This is a genomic window from Roseisalinus antarcticus, from assembly GCF_900172355.1.
GTDB lineage: Bacteria > Pseudomonadota > Alphaproteobacteria > Rhodobacterales > Rhodobacteraceae > Oceanicola > Oceanicola antarcticus_A.
In genome coordinates this window covers 301,592-325,473 of the sequence record NZ_FWFZ01000001.1, presented here as the reverse complement: position 1 = coordinate 325,473, position 23,882 = coordinate 301,592, and the positions used below count along the sequence as shown (strand labels likewise).

At 67.6% G+C, this 23,882-nt stretch carries 25 protein-coding genes; 8 read left to right on the top strand and 17 right to left on the bottom strand.

Annotated elements, in window-relative coordinates:
• Window positions 1–101 precede the first annotated feature (101 nt).
• Window positions 102–3,068 (bottom strand): VWA domain-containing protein, encoded by a 2,967-nt coding sequence (locus tag ROA7023_RS01530; protein ID WP_085877232.1) that lies wholly within the window; start codon window positions 3,066–3,068, stop codon window positions 102–104.
• Between the two features lie 260 nt (window positions 3,069–3,328).
• Between ROA7023_RS01530 and uvrA the strand changes: the two genes are divergently transcribed.
• Window positions 3,329–6,217: an excinuclease ABC subunit UvrA gene (gene uvrA / locus ROA7023_RS01525; RefSeq protein WP_085877231.1), complete on the top strand. Its 2,889-nt coding sequence runs from the start codon at window positions 3,329–3,331 to the stop codon at window positions 6,215–6,217.
• Between the two features lie 355 nt (window positions 6,218–6,572).
• On the opposite strand, the gene ROA7023_RS01520 is transcribed toward uvrA, so the two are convergent.
• Window positions 6,573–7,658, bottom strand: coding sequence for an enoyl-CoA hydratase/isomerase family protein (locus ROA7023_RS01520; protein ID WP_085877230.1), 1,086 nt, complete (start codon window positions 7,656–7,658; stop codon window positions 6,573–6,575).
• A gap of 61 nt (window positions 7,659–7,719) precedes the next feature.
• Between ROA7023_RS01520 and ROA7023_RS01515 the strand changes: the two genes are divergently transcribed.
• A complete protein-coding gene (locus ROA7023_RS01515) occupies window positions 7,720–8,649 on the top strand; it encodes a glycosyltransferase family 2 protein (protein WP_159458419.1) in 930 nt (309 codons plus the stop codon).
• Window positions 8,650–8,667: 18 nt separating this feature from the next.
• On the opposite strand, the gene ROA7023_RS01510 is transcribed toward ROA7023_RS01515, so the two are convergent.
• From ROA7023_RS01510 to ROA7023_RS01500, 3 genes are all read right to left on the bottom strand, one after another.
• Window positions 8,668–9,795 (bottom strand): carboxylate-amine ligase, encoded by a 1,128-nt coding sequence (locus tag ROA7023_RS01510; protein ID WP_085877228.1) that lies wholly within the window; start codon window positions 9,793–9,795, stop codon window positions 8,668–8,670.
• Window positions 9,796–9,822: 27 nt separating this feature from the next.
• Window positions 9,823–11,004, bottom strand: a complete 1,182-nt coding sequence (locus tag ROA7023_RS01505) for a glycosyltransferase (protein ID WP_085877227.1) — start codon at window positions 11,002–11,004, stop codon at window positions 9,823–9,825.
• Between the two features lie 89 nt (window positions 11,005–11,093).
• Window positions 11,094–12,593 carry a CoA-acylating methylmalonate-semialdehyde dehydrogenase gene (locus ROA7023_RS01500; RefSeq protein ID WP_085877226.1) on the bottom strand — a complete coding sequence of 500 codons (1,500 nt, stop codon included), beginning with the start codon at window positions 12,591–12,593 and terminating at the stop codon, window positions 11,094–11,096.
• 89 nt (window positions 12,594–12,682) lie between these two features.
• Here ROA7023_RS01500 and ROA7023_RS01495 point away from each other — a divergent pair, with 89 nt between their 5' ends.
• From ROA7023_RS01495 to coaD, 3 genes are all read left to right on the top strand, one after another.
• On the top strand, window positions 12,683–13,558 hold the full coding sequence (locus ROA7023_RS01495) for a LysR family transcriptional regulator (RefSeq protein WP_085877225.1): 876 nt from the start codon (window positions 12,683–12,685) through the stop codon (window positions 13,556–13,558).
• A 57-nt stretch (window positions 13,559–13,615) separates the two neighbouring features.
• A complete protein-coding gene (locus ROA7023_RS01490; RefSeq protein ID WP_085877224.1) occupies window positions 13,616–14,050 on the top strand; it encodes a CBS domain-containing protein in 435 nt (144 codons plus the stop codon).
• Window positions 14,051–14,116: 66 nt separating this feature from the next.
• Window positions 14,117–14,614: a pantetheine-phosphate adenylyltransferase gene (gene coaD, locus ROA7023_RS01485; protein WP_085877223.1), complete on the top strand. Its 498-nt coding sequence runs from the start codon at window positions 14,117–14,119 to the stop codon at window positions 14,612–14,614.
• Between the two features lie 80 nt (window positions 14,615–14,694).
• Here coaD and ROA7023_RS24725 read toward each other — a convergent pair whose 3' ends face one another.
• The 5 genes from ROA7023_RS24725 to ROA7023_RS23685 all read right to left on the bottom strand — a co-directional run bounded on the left by ROA7023_RS24725 (window position 14,695) and on the right by ROA7023_RS23685 (window position 16,857).
• Window positions 14,695–14,853: a hypothetical protein gene (locus ROA7023_RS24725; RefSeq protein WP_200812438.1), complete on the bottom strand. Its 159-nt coding sequence runs from the start codon at window positions 14,851–14,853 to the stop codon at window positions 14,695–14,697.
• 57 nt (window positions 14,854–14,910) lie between these two features.
• Window positions 14,911–15,069: a hypothetical protein gene (locus ROA7023_RS24720; protein WP_200812437.1), complete on the bottom strand. Its 159-nt coding sequence runs from the start codon at window positions 15,067–15,069 to the stop codon at window positions 14,911–14,913.
• A gap of 58 nt (window positions 15,070–15,127) precedes the next feature.
• Window positions 15,128–15,292: a hypothetical protein gene (locus ROA7023_RS24340; protein ID WP_159458418.1), complete on the bottom strand. Its 165-nt coding sequence runs from the start codon at window positions 15,290–15,292 to the stop codon at window positions 15,128–15,130.
• Window positions 15,293–15,521: 229 nt separating this feature from the next.
• The gene (gene gap, locus ROA7023_RS01480; protein ID WP_085877222.1) at window positions 15,522–16,523 is read right to left on the bottom strand and encodes a type I glyceraldehyde-3-phosphate dehydrogenase; all 1,002 of its coding nucleotides are present in this window, start codon (window positions 16,521–16,523) and stop codon (window positions 15,522–15,524) included.
• Between the two features lie 187 nt (window positions 16,524–16,710).
• Window positions 16,711–16,857, bottom strand: coding sequence for a glyceraldehyde-3-phosphate dehydrogenase (locus ROA7023_RS23685; RefSeq protein WP_143535407.1), 147 nt, complete (start codon window positions 16,855–16,857; stop codon window positions 16,711–16,713).
• 98 nt (window positions 16,858–16,955) lie between these two features.
• Here ROA7023_RS23685 and ROA7023_RS01475 point away from each other — a divergent pair, with 98 nt between their 5' ends.
• Window positions 16,956–17,357 (top strand): DoxX family protein, encoded by a 402-nt coding sequence (locus ROA7023_RS01475; RefSeq protein ID WP_085877221.1) that lies wholly within the window; start codon window positions 16,956–16,958, stop codon window positions 17,355–17,357.
• On the opposite strand, the gene ROA7023_RS01470 is transcribed toward ROA7023_RS01475, so the two are convergent.
• The 4 genes from ROA7023_RS01470 to tkt all read right to left on the bottom strand — a co-directional run bounded on the left by ROA7023_RS01470 (window position 17,341) and on the right by tkt (window position 20,986).
• Complete coding sequence (locus ROA7023_RS01470; RefSeq protein WP_085877220.1) at window positions 17,341–17,844, bottom strand: helix-turn-helix transcriptional regulator; 504 nt, start codon at window positions 17,842–17,844, stop codon at window positions 17,341–17,343. The genes ROA7023_RS01475 and ROA7023_RS01470 overlap by 17 nt on opposite strands.
• Window positions 17,841–18,380: a cytochrome b/b6 domain-containing protein gene (locus tag ROA7023_RS01465; protein ID WP_085877219.1), complete on the bottom strand. Its 540-nt coding sequence runs from the start codon at window positions 18,378–18,380 to the stop codon at window positions 17,841–17,843. Before ROA7023_RS01465 ends, ROA7023_RS01470 begins: the two co-directional genes overlap by 4 nt.
• Window positions 18,381–18,443: 63 nt before the next feature.
• On the bottom strand, window positions 18,444–18,698 hold the full coding sequence (locus ROA7023_RS01460) for a PepSY domain-containing protein (protein ID WP_085877218.1): 255 nt from the start codon (window positions 18,696–18,698) through the stop codon (window positions 18,444–18,446).
• Window positions 18,699–18,967: 269 nt separating this feature from the next.
• Window positions 18,968–20,986: a transketolase gene (gene tkt, locus ROA7023_RS01455; RefSeq protein WP_085877217.1), complete on the bottom strand. Its 2,019-nt coding sequence runs from the start codon at window positions 20,984–20,986 to the stop codon at window positions 18,968–18,970.
• A 282-nt stretch (window positions 20,987–21,268) separates the two neighbouring features.
• Between tkt and ROA7023_RS01450 the strand changes: the two genes are divergently transcribed.
• Entirely contained in the window at window positions 21,269–21,814 is a 546-nt protein-coding gene (locus ROA7023_RS01450) for a hypothetical protein (RefSeq protein ID WP_085877216.1), read from the top strand.
• A complete protein-coding gene (locus ROA7023_RS01445) occupies window positions 21,814–22,209 on the top strand; it encodes a cell division protein ZapA (protein WP_085877215.1) in 396 nt (131 codons plus the stop codon). Before ROA7023_RS01450 ends, ROA7023_RS01445 begins: the two co-directional genes overlap by 1 nt.
• Before the next feature lie 15 nt (window positions 22,210–22,224).
• Here ROA7023_RS01445 and ROA7023_RS01440 read toward each other — a convergent pair whose 3' ends face one another.
• The 3 genes from ROA7023_RS01440 to ROA7023_RS01430 all read right to left on the bottom strand — a co-directional run bounded on the left by ROA7023_RS01440 (window position 22,225) and on the right by ROA7023_RS01430 (window position 23,849).
• Window positions 22,225–22,911 (bottom strand): hypothetical protein, encoded by a 687-nt coding sequence (locus ROA7023_RS01440; RefSeq protein ID WP_085877214.1) that lies wholly within the window; start codon window positions 22,909–22,911, stop codon window positions 22,225–22,227.
• 68 nt (window positions 22,912–22,979) lie between these two features.
• Entirely contained in the window at window positions 22,980–23,345 is a 366-nt protein-coding gene (gene grxD / locus ROA7023_RS01435) for a Grx4 family monothiol glutaredoxin (RefSeq protein ID WP_085877213.1), read from the bottom strand.
• A 267-nt stretch (window positions 23,346–23,612) separates the two neighbouring features.
• Window positions 23,613–23,849 carry a BolA/IbaG family iron-sulfur metabolism protein gene (locus ROA7023_RS01430; protein ID WP_085877212.1) on the bottom strand — a complete coding sequence of 79 codons (237 nt, stop codon included), beginning with the start codon at window positions 23,847–23,849 and terminating at the stop codon, window positions 23,613–23,615.
• Window positions 23,850–23,882: the final 33 nt, after the last annotated feature.

Genomic DNA, 23,882 nt, shown 5'->3' with positions numbered 1-23,882 from the left:
GTGCAGATGCGGCCATTTTACGGCGATCGGGCGCAACACAAGACGGGCGCCTTCCCGGACGGGACCCGCGCCCGCTTCGTGTCCGCCCCGCGGGTCGTGGCTCAGGGCTTGGTGACCTCGATCGTGGTCATGCCCAGCACCCGGCGATCCTGGTTCATGTAATAGCGCACCTCGTAGGTGCCCGGCTCTTCGGGCAGGCGCACCTCCAGCGGGTTGCCGTTTCGGGTATAGGCATAGGTCTCGTAGCCGGTGTCGCCCGGGCGCGAGATGCCGATGTAATCGTTCTGATAATCGGGCCCGTCATGGCCGACGATCAGCGTCTCGCCGGCGAGCCCTTCGGGCGGCGCGACCACGGTGACCGACAGCTCGCGGACCTCGATGGGCACCCGGACCATGATCCGGCGATCCTGGTTGATGTAATAGCGCAGCTCGTAGGTGCCCGGCTCGCTCGGCATGTCGACCGTGACGGGATTGCCCTGGCGGGTGTAGGTGTAGTTGATGTAGCCGTCCTCGGACGGAACGCTGACCGCGATGAAATCATTCTGATAATCCGGCCCGTCATAGCCCACGGTTACGGGCTCGCCGACGGCTCCGGTGTCCGGTGCGCTCAGCTCTACCTTGAGCGGGGTGACCGTGATCGGCCGGCTGGCGATGATTTCGCGGTCCTGGTTCACGTAGTAGCGGATCTCGTAGTCGCCGGGCTCTACCGGCATCTGAAGCTCCAGCGGGTTGCCCGTGCGCGAATAGGTATAGTTCACGTAGTTCCGCGCGTCGCCCGGGATGCCCACCGCGATGAAATCGTTCTGATAATCAGGCCCGTCCCAGGCCACGGTGACGGTGCTGCCGACCGGAGCCTCGTCGGGCGCGTCGAGCGAGGCGCCGACCGCGGTAACCTCGATCGCACGCCGGGCGATGACCTCGCGATCCTGGTTCAGGAAGTAGCGGATCTCGTAGGCACCGGGTTCTGTCGGCATCACCAACTGCGCCGGGTCGCCCCCGCGGGTGTAGACGTAGTTTTCATAGCCATCGTCGTCGAGCCTGCTGACGGCGATGAAGTCGTTCTGGTAATCCGGCCCGGTCCAGGTCACGGGGAGCGTGCTGCCCGCGACCGCCGAGGGCGCGGCGGAGAGCGTCGCCCCCACCTCCGTCACCTCGATCGAGGTGCGGGCGATGATCTCGCGGTCCTGGTTCAGGTAGTAGCGGATTTCGTAGGTGCCGGGCTCTGTCGGCATCGAAAGGGTCAGCGGATTGCCCTCGCGGGTGTATGTGTAATTGACGTAGGTGTCCTCGCCGGGCGTGCTGACGGCGATGAAGTCGTTCTGGTAATCGGGGCCGATCCAGCCGACCGGAATGTCCGACCCCGCAATCGCCGTGTCCGGGGCCACCACCTGCGAGGTGACTTCCGTGACCTCGATCGACTTTCGGCCGATGATCTGCCGGTCCTGGTTCATGACATAGCGGATCTCGTAGGTGCCGGGCTCCGTCGGCATGATCAGCGCGGCGGGGTTGCCCTCCCGGACATAGACGTAATTGACGTAGCCGTCGGGGTCGTCGGGCGCGCTGATGGCCAGGTAGTCGTTCTGGTACTCCGGCCCGTCGAAGCCGACCATGACGGTCGATCCCGCGACGGCCGTATCGGGGGCCGCGATGTCCGCCTTGACCGGCGTGACCTCGATGCTCGCCCGGTAGATCACCGTATTGTCCTGTTCGAGCGTGTAGGTGACGTCATAGGTCCCGGGCTCTCCGGGCATGGTCAGGACGGCGGGGTTGCTGATGGAGGTATAGGCGTAGGTGATCGCCGTGTCGCTGCCCGGTTGGGTGACGGCGATGTAATCGTCGATGTAATCCGGCCCGGTCCAGCCCACGTCGATCATTGCGCCAACTTCTGCGGTCGCCGGCAGGTCAAGGCCCACGTCCACCGGCATAGCCTCGATCGGCTGGCTGGCCAGAAGCTCTCCTCCGTCGGTGAAGTAGCGCAGTTCGTACTGGCCGGGCAGGGGCGGCATCCGCAGCGCGGCAGGGCTGCCGACTTCGGTATAGGTGTAGTTGACATACGGGTCCCCGTCGATCTCGCCCACGGCGACGTAGTCGCCGGCGCCGCCCGGACCGGTCCAGTCGACCTCGATCGTGGCCCCCTGCGGGGCAGAGGCCGGGCCGCTGATCGTGGCGGTCGGCAGCGGCGTCTCGAAGGTCACGGTGACCGAGATGTCGCCCGCGCCCGAGATCGTGAAGAGCGCATCCTGCGCCGTCTCCTGCGTCGTGTAATAGGCGCTGGCGCGATAGCTGCCCTCGGCAAGGTCGTCCACGGTCAGGGGGTTGGCCATCTGGCCTTCGACCACGGGCGTGGAGTCGGCGAAGAGATCCCAGATCACCGGGTCGGCAATCACGCTGCCGTCGTCCAGCATGGCGGTGAACGTGCCCGAGACAAGGATCGGCTCCGGCTCCGGCTCCGGTTCGACCACCACCGCCAGCGCCTGTGTCAGCTCGGCCGCGTTTGACGCGGTGATGAAGGTGCCGCCGGTCTCGTCCGCCAGGCATTGCATCTGGCGCAGCGCCTCGGGCTCGGTGACGTCGAAGCCGATCACGTGGGCGGTGAAGTCGATACCGGCCTGCTCCATCGCGCGGGCGGCGGCGCAGGGGTCGGGGTTGCAGGTTTCGATGCCGTCGGACACCAGCACCACGGTCGCTTTCTCTTCAGTATAGCGCAGGGCCTCGGCCGCGGCGATGACGGCGTCGGTCATCGGCGTCTTGCCGCGGGGGTTGATCCCGTTGACCGTCTCGATGATCCGGCCGGCCGTGCCCATGGCGGGCGCGACGACCGTCTCGATATCCGTGCAATCGCCCCGGGTGCGGTGGCCATAGACGGTCAGGCCGAGGTTCTGGTCATCGGGAAACTCGCCGAGGATCTCGCTCACGACCTCGCGGGCGATGACGATCTTGTTGATGCCGTCGATCTGGCCCCACATCGACCCCGACCCGTCCATTACCAGAATGGTGTTCGGGCGCTCCTGCGCGGTGACGCCGAACGGCAGCAGACAGGCGAGGAAAAGGGCGGCGAAGAGGCGCATGGGGAACTCCGGTTACTCGATCATCCGAGGTAAGCACAGCGCATGGGCGCTTGGCAAACATTGCATGGGTCTTGCACAGGTCCGCAAAACCCGACCATCGCGGCCGCGACGCTGCAAAATGCCCCTTTGGCCGGTGTCGTGGCCACGCAATGGGCGAATGTCGGGTCAAATGGCGGTGTTCATTCTTCGTTCGCACTTTCCCATTCCGCTTCGACGACCTATCTCCTAGGGTTCTGCACACACCCGAGCCGGAGAGTCGCATGGCCGAGCTGAAACACATCGAAGTGCGTGGCGCGCGCGAGCACAACCTCAAGAACATCGACGTGGACATCCCCCGCGATCAGCTTGTGGTGGTCACGGGCCTGTCGGGGTCCGGCAAATCCAGCCTCGCCTTCGACACGATCTATGCCGAGGGTCAGCGCCGCTATGTGGAAAGCCTTTCGGCCTATGCGCGGCAATTCCTCGACATGATGGAAAAGCCGGACGTGGACCATATCTCCGGCCTGTCGCCGGCGATTTCGATCGAACAGAAGACGACATCGAAGAACCCGCGCTCCACCGTCGGCACGGTGACCGAGATCTACGATTACATGCGGCTTTTGTTCGCCCGCGTCGGCACGCCCTATTCGCCCGCCACCGGCCAGCCGATCGAGGCGCAGCAGGTGCAGGACATGGTCGACCGGATCATGGCGCTGGACGAGGGGACAAGGGGCTATCTGCTGGCGCCCATCGTGCGCGACCGAAAGGGCGAATACCGCAAGGAATTCCTGGAGTTGCGCAAGCAGGGCTTTCAGCGGGTCAAGGTCGATGGCGCGTTTCACGAGCTCGACGATCCGCCGACGCTGGACAAGAAGTTCCGCCATGACATCGACGTGGTCGTAGACCGCATCGTCGTGCGGGAGGGGCTTGAGACGCGGCTCGCCGACAGCTTGCGCACCGCGCTGGATCTCGCCGACGGGATTAGCGTGCTGGAGACCGCCCCGCGCGAGGGCGAGGGCGAGCCGGAGCGGATGACGTTTTCGGAGAAATTCGCCTGTCCGGTGTCGGGATTCACGATCCCCGAGATCGAGCCGCGGCTCTTTTCGTTCAACGCGCCCTTCGGGGCCTGCCCGTCCTGCGACGGGCTGGGGGTGGAGCTGTTCTTCGACCCCGCGCTGATGGTGCCGGACGCGGCGCTGACGCTTTATGACGGGGCGATCGCGCCCTGGCGCAAGGGCAAGTCGCCCTATTTCCTGCAGACGATCGAGGCGATCGCCAAGCATTACGACTTCGCGCCGAAGACCAAGTGGCGGGACCTGCCGCCCTATGTGCAGCAGGTGTTCCTTTACGGATCGGGCGAGGAAGAGATCAATTTCCGCTACGATGAGGGCGGCCGGGTCTACCAGGTCAGCCGCGCCTTCGAGGGGGTCATCCCCAACATGGAGCGGCGCTATCGCGAGACCGACAGCAACTGGATCCGCGAGGAATTCGAGCGCTACCAGAACAACCGCCCCTGCGGGACCTGCGGCGGCTACCGGCTGCGCGAAGAGGCGCTGGCGGTAAAGATCGGCCCGGCCGGCGGGGCGCCCCAGGACCGGCTGCACGTGGGCCAGGTGGTGCAGATGTCGATCCGCGAGGCGCTGGACTGGTGCCAATCGGTGCCGGACAGCCTGACCCCGCAGAGAAACGAGATCGCCCGCGTGATCCTCAAGGAGATCCGCGAGCGGCTCGGGTTTCTCAACAACGTTGGGCTCGACTACCTGACCCTGTCGCGCAACGCGGGCACCCTGTCGGGCGGCGAGAGCCAGCGCATCCGGCTGGCCTCGCAGATCGGCTCTGGCCTGACCGGCGTGCTCTACGTCCTCGACGAGCCGTCCATCGGCCTGCACCAGCGCGACAACGACCGGCTGTTGACCACGCTGAAGAACCTGCGCGACCAGGGCAACACGGTCATCGTGGTGGAGCATGACGAGGAAGCGATCCGAGAGGCGGATTACGTCTTCGACATCGGCCCCGGCGCGGGCGTCCACGGCGGGCAGGTGGTGGCCCACGGCACCCCGGCCGAGATCGTCGCGAACCCGGCCTCGGTCACCGGCGATTACCTGGCCGGGCGGCGCGAGATCGCCGTGCCGGCCAAGCGGCGCAAGGGCAACAAGAAAAAGCTGACGGTGGTCAAGGCCAGCGGCAACAACCTGCAGGACATCACGGTCGATTTCCCGCTGGGCCAGTTCGTCTGCGTGACCGGCGTATCCGGCGGCGGCAAGTCGACCCTGACGATCGAGACGCTGTTCAAGACCGCCTCGATGCGGCTGAACGGGGCGCGGCAGACGCCGGCCCCCTGCGAGACGATCAAGGGGCTGGAGCATCTCGACAAGGTGATCGACATCGACCAGCGGCCCATCGGCCGCACGCCCCGGTCAAACCCCGCCACCTATACCGGCGCGTTCACGCCAATCCGGGACTGGTTCGCCGGGCTGCCAGAGGCCAAGGCGCGCGGCTACAAACCAGGGCGCTTCAGCTTCAACGTCAAGGGCGGGCGCTGCGAGGCGTGTCAGGGCGATGGTGTCATCAAGATCGAGATGCACTTTCTGCCCGATGTCTATGTCACGTGTGAAACTTGTCATGGGGCCCGCTATAACCGTGAAACCCTTGAGATAAAGTTTAAGGGCAAGTCGATTGCCGATGTGCTCGACATGACCGTTGAGGATGCGCAGGAGTTCTTCCGCGCGGTGCCCTCGATCCGCGAGAAGATGGACGCGCTGATGCGGGTAGGCCTTGGCTATATCAAGGTCGGCCAGCAGGCGACGACGCTGTCGGGGGGCGAGGCCCAGCGGGTGAAGCTGTCCAAGGAGCTGGCGAAACGGTCGACGGGGCGGACGCTCTATATCCTGGACGAGCCCACGACGGGGCTGCATTTCGAGGATGTGAAGAAGCTGCTGGAAGTGCTGCATGAACTGGTCGACCAGGGCAATTCGGTCGTGGTGATCGAGCACAACCTGGACGTGGTGAAGACCGCCGACCACATCATCGACATCGGCCCCGAGGGCGGCGACGGCGGCGGCAGGGTGGTGGCCACCGGCACGCCCGAGAAGGTCGCCCAGGTCGCCGGCAGCCATACCGGGCAATACCTCGGCCCGATGCTCAACCCGCGCAAGCTCGCCGCCGAGTAGATCTCGGCGGCCCGTCCTTGAATGAGCGCTTCCGCGCCCTCTTTCTTCATCACCTTGCCGGCGTGACGCGCCGCTCCGCCTGGGGCGCGTGGGTTTCTTGTGCGCCGCCTTTTGGGTGTTTAGGCGGTTGCTTGTGTCGGCGATGTGATCGGCATGGGAGCGGGCGAAACCCTTTGGAAAACGTCCTGACAGACGTGATCCGCGCCGGGTTTGCGGTTCCGGCTCATGCGGCCGAGGGGGCAGTCACGATCGCGACGGGATTGATGCCGCAGGGGTCGCGGACGGCGTCTCGGCCCCGATCCCTGCCCGGGCGGCCGAGGGGGCCAGCTGACCGGTCCGCGCCTGTTGTCGGCTGCTATCCTCGGCGGGGGTGCCAGGTTGATTGCGCCGTCCCGGTCTCCACGGGATCGAAGGTCAGCGCCGCCTGGCCCAGCGCCCGGGTCATGTTCAGGACGTCGCTATCCGGCACCCGGGTCCAGTCTCGATGGGTCCAGCGCGGGGCATGGTCCTTGTCGATGACGGCGGCGCGGATACCTTCGAGGAAATCTCCCTGTGCCAGGGCCCTGTGGGTGTAGCGGTATTCGAGGTCCAGCGCCGTCTCGATCGTGGGGTGCAGGCGGGTGCGGCGGATGAAGTCCACGGCCACGGCCATCGCGAGCGGCGCATTGCGCTCCATGAGCCGCCGTGCCCGCGCGATCGCCTCGGGCGGGTCGGACGGCATGGCGCGGGCGATGTCGCCTAGGGTCTCTCCGTCGAAGACCGCGTCGATATCGGGCTGCCAGCCTGCGAGCCGGCTGTCGCCCGGTGCGGTCGCGGCGCGGTGGATCGCGGCGCAATCGCCGGTGCGGGCCAGGGTCTCGGCCAGGGCGGGCCAGGCGGCCTCGGGCACATGGTGATTGGCGAAGCCGGCGTGGATCGCGTCGGCGGCGTCCATCCGGTCACCGGTCGTGCCGAGGTATTCCCCCAGCCGTCCGGGGGCCCGGGCGAGGTGCAGCGTGCCGCCCACGTCCGGCACGAGGCCGACGGCGCATTCGGGCAGGGCGATGCGGGCGCTTTCTCCGACGATCCGGTGCGTCCCGTGGCAGCCGACACCGACCCCGCCGCCCATGGTGAAGCCGTGCAGGAAGCTCACCACCGGCTTTGGGAAGTGATGGAGCGCCCGGTTCATCCGGTATTCGTCGCGCCAGAAGTGCCGGGCCGCCGCGTGGTCCTCGGCCAGGCCCGCGCTGTGCATCGCCGCCAGGTCACCACCGGCGCAGAAGGCGCGGCCGGGCGCGCCGTCGATGATCAGCAGGGCGATGGCCCGGTCCTTGGCCCAGCCGGTCAGCGCGGCCTCGATGGCGCGGCACATCCCGTGGGTCAGCGCGTTCAGCGCCGCGGGCCGGTTGAGGGTGATGCGGCCAGCGTGACCGTCGCGGCGGATCAGGATCTCGTCTGTCATGGCCGGGCGACAGTTCCGCGGGCGCTTGTCATTTGCAAGGCCCTGCGCCATCTGGGGCGCCATGGCCGAAGAGCTTGTCATCATAGCCGCGGCGACGCGGGGGCGGGCGGAGATGTTCCAGTCCCTGCTGCTGGGCCTGTCGCAGCTGGAGGCTCCGCCGCAGGCGCGGCTGGGCTTTGTCTTCGTCCAGAACGATCCGGATTTCTCCATCGATTTCGAGGTTGCCCGGTTCGCCCGCCAGACCGGGCGCCGGGCGCTGGCGCTGCACGAGCCGCGGGCCGGCATTCCGGTCGCGCGAAATGTGGCCGTGGACGCGGCGCTGAAGGCGGGGGCGGACTGGCTTGCCTTTCTCGACGATGACGAGCGCCCCGCGCCGGACTGGATCGCGCGGCTGCTGGCGGGGGCCCGCGGGGGCGATTTCGACCTCTGCGGCGGCCCGGTGATGCCATTGCCGCCGAGCGGGGCGCTGAGCCCGCGCCAGACGGCGGTGATGGCGTTCCTCGCCGCCCAGGCCGCCGCCCGGGCCCTGCGGCGCGAGGCGGGAGATGTCTCGGCGCTGCCCACGTCGAACTGGCTTTGCCGTGGGGCGGTCCTGAAGGACCTGAGATTCGACGAGGGGCTGCGGTTCACCGGGGGGTCGGACACGGACTTCTCGGACCGGGCGCAGGCGAGGGGGCTGCGGCTGGGCTGGGTGCCGGGGGCGGCCGTGTTCGAGACGATCCCGCGAGAGCGCCTGACCGGCGCCTATGTCTACCGCCGCGCGAAAAGCCAGACCCTGGCGAAATACGCGATCCGGCAGCGCAAACGGGGGCGGCGGGGGCTGGGCAAGGCGCTGTTTCACGGCCTGACCAAGGGTGCGGGCGGGCTGCTGCGGGCCGCGTTTCTGCCGGTGCATCCGGTCACGGGGCTGCGCGGGCTGCGGTCGTTGGGGGTTGCCGCAGGCTGGCTGTCGGGCGCCCTGGGCCGGGAAAGCGACCTCTACCGGCCCTGAAACCCCCCTCGGGCGCGGTCAGAGATCGGCGTGAAACTCCTCGATCAGGTGGCTGACCACCGTGCGCATCTGTTCGGCGTGATCGCCGCCGGCGGTGGCGGCGGCGTCGCGCACGGCGCGCTGGCGCTCGGAGGAGGTGCCGCCCTCGACGATGTCACGCGCGGCGAGGATCTCTGTCATGCAGCCCAGCGCCTCGGCATCCTCGGCGACCAGCTCGAACAATTCCTCCAGCAGGGCCGGCACGGGGATGATCTCGCCCCGGCCGAAATCGATCAGCCCGCCGCCGATGCCATACCGCTGCGCCCGCCAGCGGTTCTCGGCGATCAGGAAGTTGTCGTAGCGCCGCCAGCGCTGGTTGCGCAGCCGCAGGCGCCAGAGCATCCGCGCGATGCACTGGACCAGGGCCGCTAGGGAAATCGCGTGGTCGAGCCGCGGGCAGACGTCGCAGATCCGGGTCTCGAGCGTGGGGAACCGCGCGGAGGGGCGCAGGTCCCACCAGATCTTGCTGGAATCCTCGATCACGCCCAGATCGACCAGAGCCGAGACCGAGCGCTGGTATTCCTCCCAGCTGTCGATCTTGGGGGGCAGGCCGGTGCGGGGCAGGTTGTCGAAGACGCTCAGCCGGTAGCTTGCAAGCCCGGTGTCCTCGCCCTGCCAGAACGGCGAGGATGTGGACAGCGCCAGCAGGTGCGGCAGGAAATAGGACATCTGGTTCAGCAGATCCGCCCGCAGGGCATCCTCGCCCAGGCCCACGTGCACATGCATCCCGCAGATCAGCATCCGCCGCGCCACGCCGCCCAGATCGGTGCGCAGCTGGTTGTAGCGGGCGCGGTCGGTGTGATGCACCAGCTTCCAGTCGGCCAGCGGATGGCAGGCCGCCGCGATCGGGGCGAGGCCGAATTTCGCGGCCTCCTCCGAGACGACCGACCGCAAATTGCGCAGATCGCTCCGGGCCTGCTGGATCGTCGAACAGACGCCGGTGCCGACTTCGATCTGGCATTGCAGGAATTCCGGGCTGACCTGTTCGCCAAGGACGACCTGGCAGGCCTCCATCAGGCCCTCGGGCGCCTCGTGCAGGGCGAGGGTCTCGCGGTCCACGAGAAGATATTCCTCTTCGATGCCGAGGCTGAATTCGGGACTTTTCATAGGCATCTCCGCAGGCGCTTGGTCCGCCTAGGGTGCCCTCGATTGCCGCCCGCTCGCAAGAGCCTGGTGCCAGATCGCGCTGCGCTCGCGGATCGTGTCTTCGACGGCGGCGCGCAGGCGGGCGGCATCGAAGCGGTCCTCGGCCCGGGCGCGGCAGGCGGCGGCGACGGTGGTCAGGTCGGGCCGGGCCAGCGTCCGTCGCAGTGCGCGGGCATAGCCGTCCAGATCGTGTTCGGCCACGAGCGCCCCGTGCCGGCCATCCTCAACCGCCTCCGGAATCCCGGCGTGGCGGGTCGAAACCACGGCACAGCCCGAGGCGAGGGCTTCCTGGATCGCGGTGGGCTGGCCTTCGGTATTGCCGTTGGGCGCGGTCACCGAATGCTGCAGAAAGACCTGGGCTCGGGCGAGGTGGGCGCGGACCTCGGAGGGCGGCAGCGCCCCGGTGAAGGCCACCCGGTCCGCGACGCCAAGCTCGGATGCCAGCCGCCGGCACGGGTCCAGCATCGGGCCGTCGCCGATCATCGCAAGCCGCGCGTCCGGCTGGTCGGAGAGGGCGGCAAAGGCCCGCAGGGTCAGATCGGGCGCCTTCTTTTCCACGAATCGCCCCAGCGACACGCAGGCGCCCCGCACTTTCTCGCCGGGCCGGAACTGCGTCAGGTCGGCGCCCGAGGGCAGCACACGGGGCGCGGTCGGGCGGACGCCGGCGGCCTCGAGCCCGTCCAGCAGGCATTGCGCGACGGCGAAGCAGCCCGCGAGTTTGGGCATCATCCGCCGATAGGCCTCGGGAACCCGGTGTCGGCCAAGGTCGCGGCTTGCATCCGAGCCGCGGAAATAGACGAAGAGGGGCAGGCCCATGGCCTGTGCCACCGGCGCGAGGGCCAGGCCCTGGTGGCCGAATTCGGCGAGGATCGCCTCGACCCCATGGCGCCCGAGGAAGGCCTCCACCTGCCGCCGCATGGCCCCTGCGGGCGGGCGGGGGGTGGCGTGACGCCACTGGTTCACCGCCCTGTGCCAACCCTGGGACAGCTGGCCAGGCGGGCCTGGCGCGGGCGCTGGCCGATAGGCGAGAACCGGGCGGGATCCGTCATGATTGCCGTGATCGCGGGCGGCCAGCACGCAGGCCGCGCCGCCGAAAAGCCACGCGATGTGGCGGTTCACGAAGGTCTCGCCGGTCAGTCGATATTCGCCGGTCGCAACGCAGATCCGCATGTCGCCCACTTGTCCGTCTCGGCCAAAGCCTCGCGCGGCCCGGGCCGGGGGTCAACCGCCCGCGACATCGTCACGGGCGGTCGGGGGGATCAGTCCATCGCCTTGAAGTTGAACTCTCCGCCGTCCTTGATGCCGCTGGGCCAACGGGCGGTGACGGTCTTGGTCCGGGTGTAGAAGCGGAACGAATCCGGCCCGTGCTGGTTCAGATCGCCGAAGCCCGATTTCTTCCAACCACCGAAGGTGTGATAGGCCAGCGGCACCGGGATCGGGACGTTGATGCCGACCATGCCGATGTTGATCCGGCTGGCGAAATCGCGCGCCGCATCGCCGTCGCGGGTAAAGATCGCGGTGCCGTTGCCGTATTCGTGGTCCATCGCCAGGCCCAGCGCCTCTTCGTAGGAGCCCGCGCGGACGGTCGACAGGACCGGGCCGAAGATCTCCTTGCGGTAGATCTCCATGTCCGGCGTGACCCGGTCGAAGAGGTGCGGGCCGACAAAGAAGCCGTCCTCGTAGCCCTGCAACGAGAAGTCCCGCCCGTCGACGACCAGCTCGGCGCCCGCGTCGATGCCCGATTGCACCAGCCGGTGGATATTCTGCTTGGCCGCCGCGGTCACGACCGGGCCGTAGTCGATGTCGTCGCCGGCGGTATAGGGCCCGACCTTGAGCTTTTCGATGCGCGGCACGAGGGCCTCGATCAGCCGGTCGGCGGTCTCTTCGCCCACCGGAACCGCGACCGAGATCGCCATGCAGCGTTCGCCCGCCGCGCCATAGCCCGCGCCCACCAGCGCGTTGGCCGCCTGGTCCATGTCGGCGTCGGGCATGACGATCATGTGGTTCTTGGCGCCGCCGAAGCATTGCACCCGCTTTCCGTTCTCGCACCCCTTGGCATAGATATATTGCGCGATCGGGGTGGAGCCGACGAAGCCCACGGCCTGCACCGTCTCGTTCTCGAGGATGCTGTCCACCGCGTCCTTGTCGCCGTTCACGACCTGCAGGACGCCATCGGGCAGACCGGCTTCCTTGAAGATCTCGGCCAGCATCAGCGGCACGCTCGGGGCGCGTTCGGAGGGCTTCAGGATGAAGGCGTTGCCGCAGGCCAGTGCCGGGCCCATCTTCCACAGCGGGATCATCGCGGGGAAGTTGAACGGCGTGATTCCGGCAACGACTCCAAGCGCCTGGCGCATGGAATACATGTCGATGCCGGGGCCCGCGCCGTCGGTGTACTCGCCCTTCAGCAGGTGCGGTGCGCCGATGCAGAACTCGATCACCTCAAGCCCGCGTTGCACGTCGCCCTTGGCGTCGGGCAGGGTCTTGCCGTGCTCGCGGCTCAGCGCCTCGGCCAGCTTGTCCATGTCGCGGTTGAGCAGCGCCACCACGTTCATCATCACCCGGGCGCGCCGCTGGGGATTGGTCGCGCCCCATTTCACCTGCGCCTCGGCGGCGGCGGCGATGGCGCTGTCCATCTCGTCACGACCGGCGAGCGGGACGCGGGCCTGGACCTCGCCCGTGGCGGGGTTGAAGACATCGGCGAACCGGCCCGAGGTGCCGGGGACACGGGCGCCGTTGATGAAATGCGAAAGCTCTTGCATGGGAATCCTCCTTGTTGGCGCCAGTCTAGTCTTGCGGAAATGCCGGGAAAAGAGAGAGTATCCCAAAACCGTTTTGTGAGAATGCCGGTATGAACTGGGACGACATGCGCATTTTCCTCGCCGTCGCGCGGGCCGAGAGCCTGACTGGCGCGGGTCTGTCCCTGCGCATGGATCCCGGCACCGTCGGCCGCCGGATCGCGCGGCTGGAGGAGAGTGTGGGCCAGGCCCTGTTCGCCAAAAGCCCGCAGGGCTATGCGCTCACCGACCTGGGCCAGCGGATGCGCGACCACGCGGTGCAGGCCGAGGCGGCGTTGTCGGCCGCGGTAGAGGAGGGGCAGGGCGAGGCCGGGTTGACCGGCACCATCCGCATCGGCGCCCCCGACGGCTGCGCGAACTTCCTGCTGCCGCAGGTCGCCGCCCGGATCGGGTCCGGGAATCCGGGCCTCGACATCCAGATCCTGGCGTTGCCCCGGGTGGTGAACCTGTCGCGGCGCGAGGCGGACATGGCGATCACGGTCAGCCCGCCAACCTCGGGCCGGCTGACGGTGCAGAAGATCACCGAATATCACCTGCACCTGGCCGCCCACCGCGACATGGGGCCGGACCCCGACCCCGCCGCCTGGCCCGTCGTCGGCTACATCCCGGACATGATCTTCGATGCCGAGCTCGACTACCTCGGCGACCTGGGCCTGGAACGGGTGGAGCGGGCGTCGAACTCGGTCTCGGTGCAGTTGAACCTGCTGCGGGCGGGGGGCTCCACGGGTATCGTTCATGATTTCGCGCTGCCCTTCGCACCCGAATTGCGCCGCATCCGGCGCGACACGGTCGCCCTGACGCGGGCGTTCTTCCTGGTGCGCCACGCCGCCGATCGGCGCTCTGACAGGCTCAACCGCTTCGCCGCGGCGCTGTCCTCGGGGCTACGCGCCGAGGTCGCGCGGCTGGAGGCCTGTGTCCAAGATACTTGACAGACCGCCCCCGTGCGCCCGACGCTGGGTCAAGAAGACAAGGCAGGGAGGCCAAGAATGCTGGTGAAACAAATCCTCGCGTCAAAGGAGACCACGGGTGTCCTGACCCTTTCCCCCGATATCAGCGTATCCGAGGCGGTGACCTTCCTGTCCGACAAACGGATCGGCGCCATCGTCATCTCGGGCGACGGGACGACACCGCTCGGGATCCTGTCGGAACGCGACATCGTGCGCGAAATGGGTCGCCGGGGGGCCGCCTGCCTCGAGGATGACGTGAGCCAGATGATGACCTCCGATCTCAAGACCTGCATCGGCAGCGACAGCGCCAACCACGTTCTCGAGACCATGACCCTGGGCCGGTTCCGCCACATGCCGGTGATGGAGGGCGAGACGATGATCGGCCTGATTTCCATCGGCGACGTGGTCAAGGCCCGGCTGGCAGAGCTCTCGATGGAGAAAGACGCCCTCGAAGGCATGATCATGGGTCACTGACGGCTTGCATCGCGCGGCCCGATGGGCTTGCGTGCGCGGCAAATGCAGACCGACAGGAGCCTGCCCATGCGCATCGGCCTTTATCCCGGCACGTTCGATCCCGTCACGCTGGGTCATATCGATATCATCCGGCGCGCCTGCGTTCTGGTCGACCGTCTGGTGATCGGCGTGGCGATCAACCGCGACAAGGGGCCGCTTTTCGATCTGGAGGAGCGCGTCGCGATGATCGAAACCGAGTGCGTTCGGCTGGGCGAAGCCACGGGCACCGAGATCCTCGTCCACCCGTTCGAGAACCTGCTGATAGATTGCGCCAACGACGTCGGCGCACAGATCATCGTCCGGGGGCTGCGGGCGGTGGCTGATTTCGAATACGAATACCAGATGGTCGGGATGAACCGGCAGCTCGACGACCGGGTCGAGACCGTGTTCCTGATGGCCGAGGCGCAGCACCAGGCCATCGCGTCGAAACTGGTGAAGGAGATCGCGCGGCTGGGCGGCGACGTCTCGCGCTTCGTGACCGCGCCGGTCCGCGATGCGCTGACGGCGAAATTCGCCCGCAGGTGACGTTCTCGGGGCGCTCGGAACGTGAAACGCCCCGGCCTTTTCAGGCTCGGGGCGCGGGAGCTGCTTGAGTCGGGAAAGGGTCAGCGGCCGTATACGGCCTGCCTGGCCAGCACCTGGGCGTCCGATGTGACGATGCCGAGATCCTCGATGGCAAGCTGGGGGTCCAGGGCCTGGATCTCGCGGACCGTGCGGCTGTAGCGGGCGCGTTTCGCGATGGCGGAGCGGACGGAATTGATCATTGGATTGACTTTCGTGTGGCTGGTCTGCCGCCCCCTGGCGGCAGAGCGCGAACAGGTTCAGCGGCCGTAGACCGCCTTGTAGGCGATGCGGTCCGCGTCGTATGTGACGATGCCCAGATCCTCGATGGCGAGGTCGGTGGGAAGCGATTTCAGTTCACGAACGGTGCGGTTGTACGCGGTGCGCTTGTGGATGGCGGTGCGGATGGAATTGATCATTGGATAGGTCTTTCTGTGTTCGGGTCCGGGCCGTTTGGCGCCGGAGATGTCTCTTGGCTCAGCGGCCATAGATGCTGCGGGTCGCGATTGCCTCGGCATCGCCGGGGTAGAGCGCGAGGTCCTCGACGGCGAGGCCGGTGGGAAGCGCACGAAGCTCCCTCACGAGGCGGTTGTACTGGCTGCGCTTCTGAACGGCGCTGCGGATTGTCGAAAGCATGGTCATGTCGATGTGTCCTCTCGTGTCTGGCCGTTGCGTTCGAGACAACAGATAGCGATGCTGCAGCGCAGAACAATGCACTGTTGGCGCTAACGGGGTTTCCGAAAATGCATGGCGAGCAAGTGCTTGATAAAAAACAAAACGCCGCCCCGAGGGGCGGCGTGTGCAGTTGCAGAAATGTTGGTATCGCGCGATTTGGGCGTGTATCCGCCCGAAAGCGGCCGCGATAGGCGGATTACAGGTACTTGCCCATTTCGACGGCAGTGTCCGACATCCGGTTCGAAAAGCCCCATTCGTTGTCATACCAGGTCAGGATGCGGCACATGGTGCCTTCCATGACCTTGGTCTGGTCGGTGTGGAACACCGAGGAATGCGGATCGTGGTTGAAATCGGTCGAAACCAGCTTTTCGTCGGTGTAGCCGAGGATGCCCTTCATCGGGCCGTTGGCGGCGGCGCGGATGGCGTCGTTGATCTCGGCCACGGTGGTGGTGCGGGCGGCCTCGAACGTCAGATCGACGACCGAGACGTTGGGCGTGGGCACGCGGATCGCCACGCCGTCGAGCTTGCCGTTGAGTTCCGGCAGCACCAGGCCCACGGCCTTGGCGGCCCCGGTCGAGGTCGGGATCATCGACAGCGCGGCGGCGCGGGCGCGGTAGAGGTCCTTGTGCATCGTATCCAGCGTCGGCTGATCGCCGGTATAGCTGTGGATCGTGGTCATGAAGCCCTTCACAATGCCGATCTCGTCATTGAGCACCTTCGCCACCGGCGACAGGCAGTTCGTCGTGCAGGACGCGTTCGACACGACGATGTCGCTCGCCGACAGGACGCCGTGGTTCACGCCGTAGACGATGGTCTGGTCGGCATCCGTGCCGGGGGCCGAGATCAACACCCGGCTGGAGCCGTTGTCGAGATGCGCCTGGCACTTCTCCTTGGAGGTGAAGATGCCGGTGCATTCCATCACCACGTCCACGTCCGACCAGGGCAGCTCGGCGGGGTTGCGGATCGCGGTGACGCGGATCGGGCCGCGGCCGACGTCGATGCTGTCCTCGGTGGTGGTGACGGTCGCCGGAAAGCGGCCGTGCACGGAGTCGTAGCGCAAGAGATGCGCGTTGGTCTCGACCGGGCCGAGGTCGTTGATCGCGACGACTTCGATATCGGTGCGCCCGGATTCGATGATCGCGCGCAGCACGTTGCGTCCGATCCGTCCGAAACCGTTGATTGCGACTTTGACTGCCATGGCTGGGGTCCTCCGCTGGATTGTCCTGGGTGGCCCGCCGCACGGCAGGCCCGTCGCGCGTCACCTTCCTCAAAAGCGCGGTGTAGTCAACAGCGGCCGGGTGGATCGGGGGCGAGGGAGGCCGCGAAATAGGCTTTGCCCAGCCTTGCCCTGACGCCGGCGGCCGGCGGCCGGCGGGACCCGCGGCTCAGCGCCAGAAGGCAAGCCAGGAGATCAGCTCCACCCCCTTGCGGGCCAGGAACAGCAGCGACCGTCCCTCAGCCCAGACCAGGTCGGCCACGATCAGCGCGACGATGAAGAGGACGAGCCAGAAGGTCGATGAGCGCAGCAACATGACCGAAGCGATACACCGCGCCGGGCAAAACGCAAGTCTCGCCGCATCGTGACGGGCCCGGGGGTGGATCGCCGGGGGCGCCCGCCTACCTTCAGGACATGACCGATGGGCACCCCACATGGCAGGCGGCGGCGCTGTTGCTGGCCCGCGTCCTGATCGCGGCGCTGTTTCTGGGCGGCGCGGTCCAGAAGGCCGCCGATCCCGCGCAGGTCCAGGACCTGCTCGCCGGGCGGGGCTGGCCGGTCTGGCTGATCTGGCCCGCGCTCGCCTTCAACGCCGGCGCGGGGCTCGCGCTGATCGCGGGGGTGGCGGTGACGCCCGCCGCGCTGGCGCTGGCGGCCTACAGCGGGGTGACAAGCCTGTTTCACCTGATCCCCGAGGACCCTTGGCAGATGACGATCTTCGTCAAGAACTGGGCCATCGCGGGGGGCTGCCTGGCCCTCGCCGCCGCAGGGCCCGGCCCGTTCGCGCTGACGGGTAGGGTCAGGCCGCCGCGGTGACGCCCATCATGTCCTCGATCAGCAGGCTCAGCAGCTCGCCCCGGTTGCCGACGCCGGCCTTGCGGTAGATGCCGTTGAGGTGGGACTTCACGGTCCCCTCCGCCGATCCGCGCAACGCGGCGATTTCCGCGATGGAGCAGCCCTTGACCAGGAAATTCGCCACGTCCTGTTCCGACGGGGTCAGGCCCCAGCGTCGGAAATGCTCGACCATGACGTCATTGAACGCCGAGGCCGCCAGCGACACCTGCCGTTCCAGATGCGCCTTGTGCCGCAGCAGCACCAGGAGGTAGCGGACCTCGAACCCCACCGCGAGGATCAGGCTTGCGACCGCAACCGCCTCGATGCCCAGGTGCCAGTCCATCGGCGCCCCGGGCGCATCGGGAAAGGCGTCCCGCACCACGTCCACGAGGAAGAACGCCGCGCAGATGGCCTGCACGGCGATCAACAGGACGACGATGACGGGTCTGTCCGTGCCTTTCGGTCTCATGCGTCGACTTTGACACCATCGGGGACGGATTTCACACCTGTTATCATCGCCCGCGGCAGGTTGACGCCGGTCCTGCGGCTCTCCCAGAGGACGGCGGCCACGTGGACCACGACCGAGATCTCGGCCCAGGTGACGAAGGCTTCGTGCGCCTCCTTGACCCACTCGATGCCCCAGAAGGCGTTCGTCGTCATCATGTAGCCGGTGAGGCCGATGGCGATCAGCGTCACGAGGATGTTGTAGATCATCAGCGCACCCAGCGGGGTATGGCCGAGGTGAATGCGCCGGCGGCCGTTGGCGATGTCGGATATCTGGTCCACCGCGCCCGATACGGTCGGCGGGAAGGATGCGAACCGCGCCTTGCGGGTGCCGATCACGCCCCAGACCAGCCGCGCGGCCACGAGGCCGAGGACGGCATAGCCGATCCAACGGTGCAGCGCGCTTTCGGGATCGAGGAACAGGGCGTTGGCGGCGAACAGGGCCACCACGCTCCAGTGAAACAGACGGACGAACGGGTCCCAGACCTTGTGGTCGGACATGGCGATCACTCCTGCAAAGAGGGGACGAGGGCCGGCCGAGTTGCGGGCCGGCCCCGGGAGGCATCAATCTTCGGGCTGGCCGCGGACGATGTTGAGCGCTTCGTCGAGGTAAAGCTCCAGGCGTTCGCCGTCCTTGATGGCGTAGACCTCGATCTCGCCGTCCTCCATGCCGATGCTGCGAACCTCATAGCCCTGCTCGGTGAGGGTGGTGCGGATCTGCTCCTTGGTCGCGTCGTCCAGGGCGCCGCCCGAGGCGAGGGCGGCCGAGCCGGAGAGCGCGACGAGAACGGCTGTGGCGAGGCTGAATTTGCGGATCATGTAAGACACCTTTCGATCAAAGGGACGGGGCGGGATGCCGCGTCCGGTGACCGGGAAGTGTCGTCGATTTCGGCCTATGGCCACTCAACCGGAGTTGGAATGCGGGGCATTCGGCCTTTGGTTCGCCGCCTATAACCGGGGTTCAGGGGCGCAGGAGGCGGTGTTCGCGGGGTTCAGGGGCGGAACCTGGCCGAGCGCTGGTCCGGCGGCACAAGGCCCCGGTCGGGGGCCTTGTGCGGGATCTTCGCGGCATGGCGTGCCGGGCGGCGTCAGCCCAGCAGGGTGCGGACCTGCGCGGCGGTGGCCTCGGCGGTGATGCCGAACTTCTCGAACAGGGTCTCGGCCGGGGCCGAGGCGCCGAAGCCCTCCATCCCGACGAAGCCGGCTTTCGCCTCGCGGCCGCGCTCGCCCAGCAGCCAGCGGTCCCAGGGCTGGCGCACGCCGGCCTCGATCGCGACCCGCACGGCGCCGCCCGAAAGCACGCGCTTGCGGTAGCTCTCCTCCTGCGCCGCGAAAAGCTCCATCGACGGGACGGAGACGACGCGGGTGCCGATCCCCTCGGCCTCGAGCAGCGCCTTGGCCTCCATCGCCACCGATACTTCCGAGCCGGACGCCATCAGGATCGCCTTCCGCGTCGCCTCGGATTCGGCCAGCACATAGGCGCCGCGCGCCGCGAGGTTGCGGTTCTTGTGCTCTGTGCGCAGGGTCGGCAGGTTCTGACGCGACAGGGCCAGGACCGTGGGCCCGTCCTTGCGCTCCAGCGCGATTTCCCAGGCCTCGGCCACCTCGACCGCATCGGCGGGCCGCAGGACGATCGTGTTGGGCGTGGCCCGCATCATCGCCAGGTGTTCCACCGGCTGGTGGGTCGGGCCATCCTCGCCCAGCCCGATGGAATCGTGGCTGAGCACGTAGATCACCGGGGCGCCCATCACCGCCGACAGCCGCATCGCGCCGCGGGCATAGTCGGAGAACACCATGAACGTGCCGCCATAGGGTCGCACGCCGCCATGCAGGGCGATGCCGTTCATCGCCGCGGCCATGCCGTGCTCTCGGATGCCATAGTGGATGTATCGGCCCTTGCGGTTCTCGGCGTCGAAGATCCCGAGATCCGCCGTCAGCGTGTTGTTCGAGCCGGTCAGGTCGGCGGAGCCGCCCAGCGTCTCCAACACGACCGGGTTCACGACCTCGAGCACCTTCTGCGAGGAGGCGCGGGTGGCGAGGCTTGGCGCTGTCTCGCTCATCTGCTTTTTCAGCGCCCGGATGGTGCCGGTCAGCTTGCGTGGCAGGGTGCCGGAGATCGCGGCCTCGAACCGGGCACGGGGGCCGGCCTGCATCGCGTCGACCCGGCCCTGCCAGGCGGCGCGGGCCTCGGCCCCGCGGGTGCCGAGCGCCTCCCACATCTGCTTGACGTCGGCCGGGATCTCGAACGGGCCGTAACCCCAGCCATAGACCTCCTTTGCGGCGGCGAGCTGGTCGAGATCGGTCAGCGCGCCGTGGCCCTTGGCGGTGTCCTGCGCCGCGTGGCCCAGGGCGATGTGGGTCTTGCACGCGATCATCGACGGGCGCGGATCGGCCTTCGCCGCGACGATCGCGGCGTCGATCGCCTCGGGGTCGTGACCGTCGATCGACTGGACATGCCAGCCGGCCGCCTCGAACCGTTTGGGCTGGTCGGTGATGTCTGCCAGCGAGACCTTGCCGTCGATGGTGATGCCGTTGTCGTCGAAGAACACCACGAGACGCCCCAGCTTCTGGTGGCCTGCAAGCGAGATCGCCTCGTGGCTCACACCCTCCATCAGGCAGCCGTCACCGGCCATCACGTAGGTCCAATGGTTCATCACCTTGGCACCGAACCGCGCCCGAAGAGCTTCCTCGGCGATGGCGAAGCCCACTGAATTGGCGATGCCCTGGCCCAGCGGGCCGGTGGTGGTCTCGATCCCCTCGGCATGGCCGTATTCCGGGTGCCCGGCCGTGCGCGCACCCCATTGGCGGAAATCCTTGAGCTGCTGCAGGGTCATCTGCTCGTAGCCCGTCAGGTGCAGCAGCGAGTAGAGCAGCATCGAGCCGTGTCCGTTAGACAGGATGAACCGGTCGCGGTTCGGCCAGTTCGGCGCCAGCGGGTCGAAGCTCATGTGGTTGCGGTAGAGGACGGTGGCGATGTCGGCCATGCCCATGGGCATCCCCGAGTGGCCCGATTTTGCCGCCGCGACGGCGTCCAGTGTCAGGGTCCGGATGGCCGCGGCCATCTTCCAGTGATCGGGATGCGCCGCGCGCAGGCTCTCGATGTCCAAGGGGCTCTTCCTTTCGGGGTGCGGTAATATCTCGACCTGCGTCTTAACAGCGCCGGGGCCAAGTTCAAGCGTGGCGGCGGTTCGGGCGGCCGCTGCCATCGCCGCCATTTGCCGCCATACAGGGGATGGCATACGATTTCCCGACCGTGCCGCGATTCGTCCGGAACGGGGCCGCTGGGGCGTGCCGGCAGGGCCGCGGGGCGCCGTGGCCGGCAGGCGGCAGGCCGCCTTGGCCGGCGGGGGACGCGACCGGCGCGGCGCGAAAAAAGAAGGGCAGGGCAGATGGATGACGTAAACGAGTTGGAGGCCCGGATCACCCGGGCGCTGGACCGGATCCGCGCCGGGGTCGAGGGGCTGACGCCGGCCGCCTCCGCGCCGGTTCCCGACCCCGCGCCCGAACCTCCGCCGGAGCCCGAGGCCGCCGTCGAGACCGTCGTCGACACCGCCGCGCAGGAAGAGATCGAGGCCCTGCGCGCCCGGCTGGAGGAGGAACGCGTCGCCAATGCCCAGCTCGAAGAGCGCGTGCGCCGCCTGAAAGAGCGCCAGGACGGCAAGATCACGCATCTGGAGACCCGCGTCACCGACCAGCGCGAGCGTCTGGCCGCGCTGGACGACGGGATGCAGCGGATGCGCCAGGTGAATGCCGAGCTTCGCGAGATCAACGGCAAGCTGCGCAAGGCGATGTCCGAAGAGGTGGCCGAGCCGCACCTCATCAACAAGGCCATGCTGGCCGAGCTCGACGCGCTGCGGGCCCTTCGCGGCGCCGAGGAAACCGAGGCCGCGGCGGTTCTCGCGGAACTTCAAGCGATTGCGGGAGAGAAGGCCTGATGCCCCATGTGGAGATCACCATCGGCGGCCGCACCTTCGAGGTCGCCTGCCAGGAGGGCGAGGAGGAGTTTCTGAACGCCGCCGCCCGGACGCTCGACGCCGAGGCCTCGGCCATCGCGGGCCAGGTCGGCCGGATGACCGAGGCACGGATGCTGCTGATGGCGGGCCTGATGCTCGCGGACCGGACCGCCGCGCTGGAGGACAGCCTGAGCGCCGCCGAAGGCTTGGCCGGAGAGCTGAAATCCCGGCTTGACCAGCTGTTGGAGCAGCCCAAGACCTCGCCCGAACGGGTCGAAGTGCCCGTCGTTCCGGTCGAGGTGACGGAGACTCTGGCCGAACTCGCCGCCCGGACGGAAGCGCTGGCCGACGAGATCGAACGGAAATCCGGGACCTGATCCCGCGGCGTCGGCCTAGTGGCGGAGCGCCGCGCGCAGGGTCTCGCCGAAGCCCACCAGCGCCTCGATCTCCTCGGGGGTGGCAAGCTCCTTGCGGATACGGATCTTGAGGCCGAAGGCGCCGCGCATCACGATCGGTTGCCGGCGCTCGTTGCGGCCCCGGCGAGCGTCCGCGAAGGCCGCGTGTCCCAGGATCGGGGTCAGCGCGTCGGTGGCGTCGGACGTGGCGAACAGGGTTCCGTCCTCGGGCGAGACCCCGGGCACGAATGCCAGGCGCGAGATGTCGGCGCCGATATCGTTGTCTATTCCGCTGAAGATCTTGCCGATCACCTGACCGCCGAATCCGGCCAGCATGGTGGTGGCCAGTTGCGCGGTCTTCTCGGGGATGGGCGGCCCCAGCAGGGCAAGCCCGTCCGGAATGCCCGCGTCCGGGGCGACGAAATCGGTCCACTGCACCGACCCGCCGCTGGAGCTGGACGGCCCGCGATAGAGGGTCAGCCGCCAGCGATCAGTGGGCCCTGCCAGCACGATCCGGCGCCCGCGGCCCGCGGTGGCCCGCTCCTCGCGGTAGCTCCAGCCGTTGCCTTCGGCCAGCGCACGGAGCGCCTCACGGCGCTGCCGGGCGGCCCGCAGCGCCACCATCAGAACGAGGCCGCTGATCGCGGACAGCCCGATGACGATAAGAACGATCCCGCTGTCCATGCCCCCTCAAGCCATGCCCCCTCACGCCCGTGCGTTCGGGCCGAGGATGGCACAGACTGCGTGGCCTGTCAGCCGTTGGCTTCGCGGATCTTGTCGGCGGCGTCCTTGGAAAAGGCCACGCCCTTCTCTTCGAACAGCTTGTCGAGCTCGCCCGACAGGGTCATCTCGGTGATGATGTCGCAGCCGCCGATGAATTCGCCCGTTACATAGAGTTGCGGGATCGTCGGCCAGTCGGAGAACTCCTTGATGCCCTGACGGATCCCGTCGTCGGACAGGACGTTCACGTCCTGAAAATCGACTCCCATGTAGTTGAGCACCCCCGCGACGCGCGAGGAGAAGCCGCATTGCGGCATGCTTTTCGTGCCTTTCATGAAAAGCACGACGTCGTTGGTGGAAACGGTATCCTGGATCTGGTCCTGGGCTGTCGTCGTCATGGTGCCTGTCCTTCCGGTCGGATCTGAATCGGGCAAGTCGGTTTAGTCAGAGATACGCGTTGACGTGCCGGGTTTCCAGAGGGGGTCAGTCGTCGCGAGGCCTGGCGGCGGTTTCGGAGCCCGTTCGCGGGCGGATGCGGGCCCAGCCGCAGGCCGCGGCCGCCTTCCGCGCGGCGGCGGCGGGAGGCGGTTCGGATCAAGCCATAGAGACCGAGGCCGATCAGCAGGACGGCGCAGACCGCCCCGCAGATCACGCCGCCGGGCCGGTCAGTCCGGTGCCTTGGTGGTCAGCGCCAAAGCGTGCAGCTCGCCGTTGGAGCCATCCATCTTGCCCTTGAGGGCCGCGTAGACGCTACGCTGCTGTTGCACACGGTTCATGCCGCGAAAGCTTTCATCGACCACTTGCGCGGCGAAATGCGCCCCGTCGTCGCCGTCGACCTTTATCCTGGCATCGGGAAAGGAGGCGCGAAGCAGGGTTTCGATTTCATGGGCGGTTATCGGCATGTCACATCCTCTTTTGTCAAAGAACTAGGCGGC

What these genes read in the sequence shown, in the direction of transcription:
- ROA7023_RS01530 (WP_085877232.1), bottom strand. Translation starts at nt 3,068, where the DNA reads ATGCGCCTCTTCGCCGCCCTTTTCCTCGCCTGTCTGCTGCCGTTCGGC.
- uvrA (WP_085877231.1), top strand. Translation starts at nt 3,329, where the DNA reads ATGGCCGAGCTGAAACACATCGAAGTGCGTGGCGCGCGCGAGCACAAC.
- ROA7023_RS01520 (WP_085877230.1), bottom strand. Translation starts at nt 7,658, where the DNA reads ATGACAGACGAGATCCTGATCCGCCGCGACGGTCACGCTGGCCGCATC.
- ROA7023_RS01515 (WP_159458419.1), top strand. Translation starts at nt 7,720, where the DNA reads ATGGCCGAAGAGCTTGTCATCATAGCCGCGGCGACGCGGGGGCGGGCG.
- ROA7023_RS01510 (WP_085877228.1), bottom strand. Translation starts at nt 9,795, where the DNA reads ATGAAAAGTCCCGAATTCAGCCTCGGCATCGAAGAGGAATATCTTCTC.
- ROA7023_RS01505 (WP_085877227.1), bottom strand. Translation starts at nt 11,004, where the DNA reads ATGCGGATCTGCGTTGCGACCGGCGAATATCGACTGACCGGCGAGACC.
- ROA7023_RS01500 (WP_085877226.1), bottom strand. Translation starts at nt 12,593, where the DNA reads ATGCAAGAGCTTTCGCATTTCATCAACGGCGCCCGTGTCCCCGGCACC.
- ROA7023_RS01495 (WP_085877225.1), top strand. Translation starts at nt 12,683, where the DNA reads ATGAACTGGGACGACATGCGCATTTTCCTCGCCGTCGCGCGGGCCGAG.
- ROA7023_RS01490 (WP_085877224.1), top strand. Translation starts at nt 13,616, where the DNA reads ATGCTGGTGAAACAAATCCTCGCGTCAAAGGAGACCACGGGTGTCCTG.
- coaD (WP_085877223.1), top strand. Translation starts at nt 14,117, where the DNA reads ATGCGCATCGGCCTTTATCCCGGCACGTTCGATCCCGTCACGCTGGGT.
- ROA7023_RS24725 (WP_200812438.1), bottom strand. Translation starts at nt 14,853, where the DNA reads ATGATCAATTCCGTCCGCTCCGCCATCGCGAAACGCGCCCGCTACAGC.
- ROA7023_RS24720 (WP_200812437.1), bottom strand. Translation starts at nt 15,069, where the DNA reads ATGATCAATTCCATCCGCACCGCCATCCACAAGCGCACCGCGTACAAC.
- ROA7023_RS24340 (WP_159458418.1), bottom strand. Translation starts at nt 15,292, where the DNA reads ATGACCATGCTTTCGACAATCCGCAGCGCCGTTCAGAAGCGCAGCCAG.
- gap (WP_085877222.1), bottom strand. Translation starts at nt 16,523, where the DNA reads ATGGCAGTCAAAGTCGCAATCAACGGTTTCGGACGGATCGGACGCAAC.
- ROA7023_RS23685 (WP_143535407.1), bottom strand. Translation starts at nt 16,857, where the DNA reads ATGTTGCTGCGCTCATCGACCTTCTGGCTCGTCCTCTTCATCGTCGCG.
- ROA7023_RS01475 (WP_085877221.1), top strand. Translation starts at nt 16,956, where the DNA reads ATGACCGATGGGCACCCCACATGGCAGGCGGCGGCGCTGTTGCTGGCC.
- ROA7023_RS01470 (WP_085877220.1), bottom strand. Translation starts at nt 17,844, where the DNA reads ATGAGACCGAAAGGCACGGACAGACCCGTCATCGTCGTCCTGTTGATC.
- ROA7023_RS01465 (WP_085877219.1), bottom strand. Translation starts at nt 18,380, where the DNA reads ATGTCCGACCACAAGGTCTGGGACCCGTTCGTCCGTCTGTTTCACTGG.
- ROA7023_RS01460 (WP_085877218.1), bottom strand. Translation starts at nt 18,698, where the DNA reads ATGATCCGCAAATTCAGCCTCGCCACAGCCGTTCTCGTCGCGCTCTCC.
- ROA7023_RS01450 (WP_085877216.1), top strand. Translation starts at nt 21,269, where the DNA reads ATGGATGACGTAAACGAGTTGGAGGCCCGGATCACCCGGGCGCTGGAC.
- ROA7023_RS01445 (WP_085877215.1), top strand. Translation starts at nt 21,814, where the DNA reads ATGCCCCATGTGGAGATCACCATCGGCGGCCGCACCTTCGAGGTCGCC.
- ROA7023_RS01440 (WP_085877214.1), bottom strand. Translation starts at nt 22,911, where the DNA reads ATGGACAGCGGGATCGTTCTTATCGTCATCGGGCTGTCCGCGATCAGC.
- grxD (WP_085877213.1), bottom strand. Translation starts at nt 23,345, where the DNA reads ATGACGACGACAGCCCAGGACCAGATCCAGGATACCGTTTCCACCAAC.
- ROA7023_RS01430 (WP_085877212.1), bottom strand. Translation starts at nt 23,849, where the DNA reads ATGCCGATAACCGCCCATGAAATCGAAACCCTGCTTCGCGCCTCCTTT.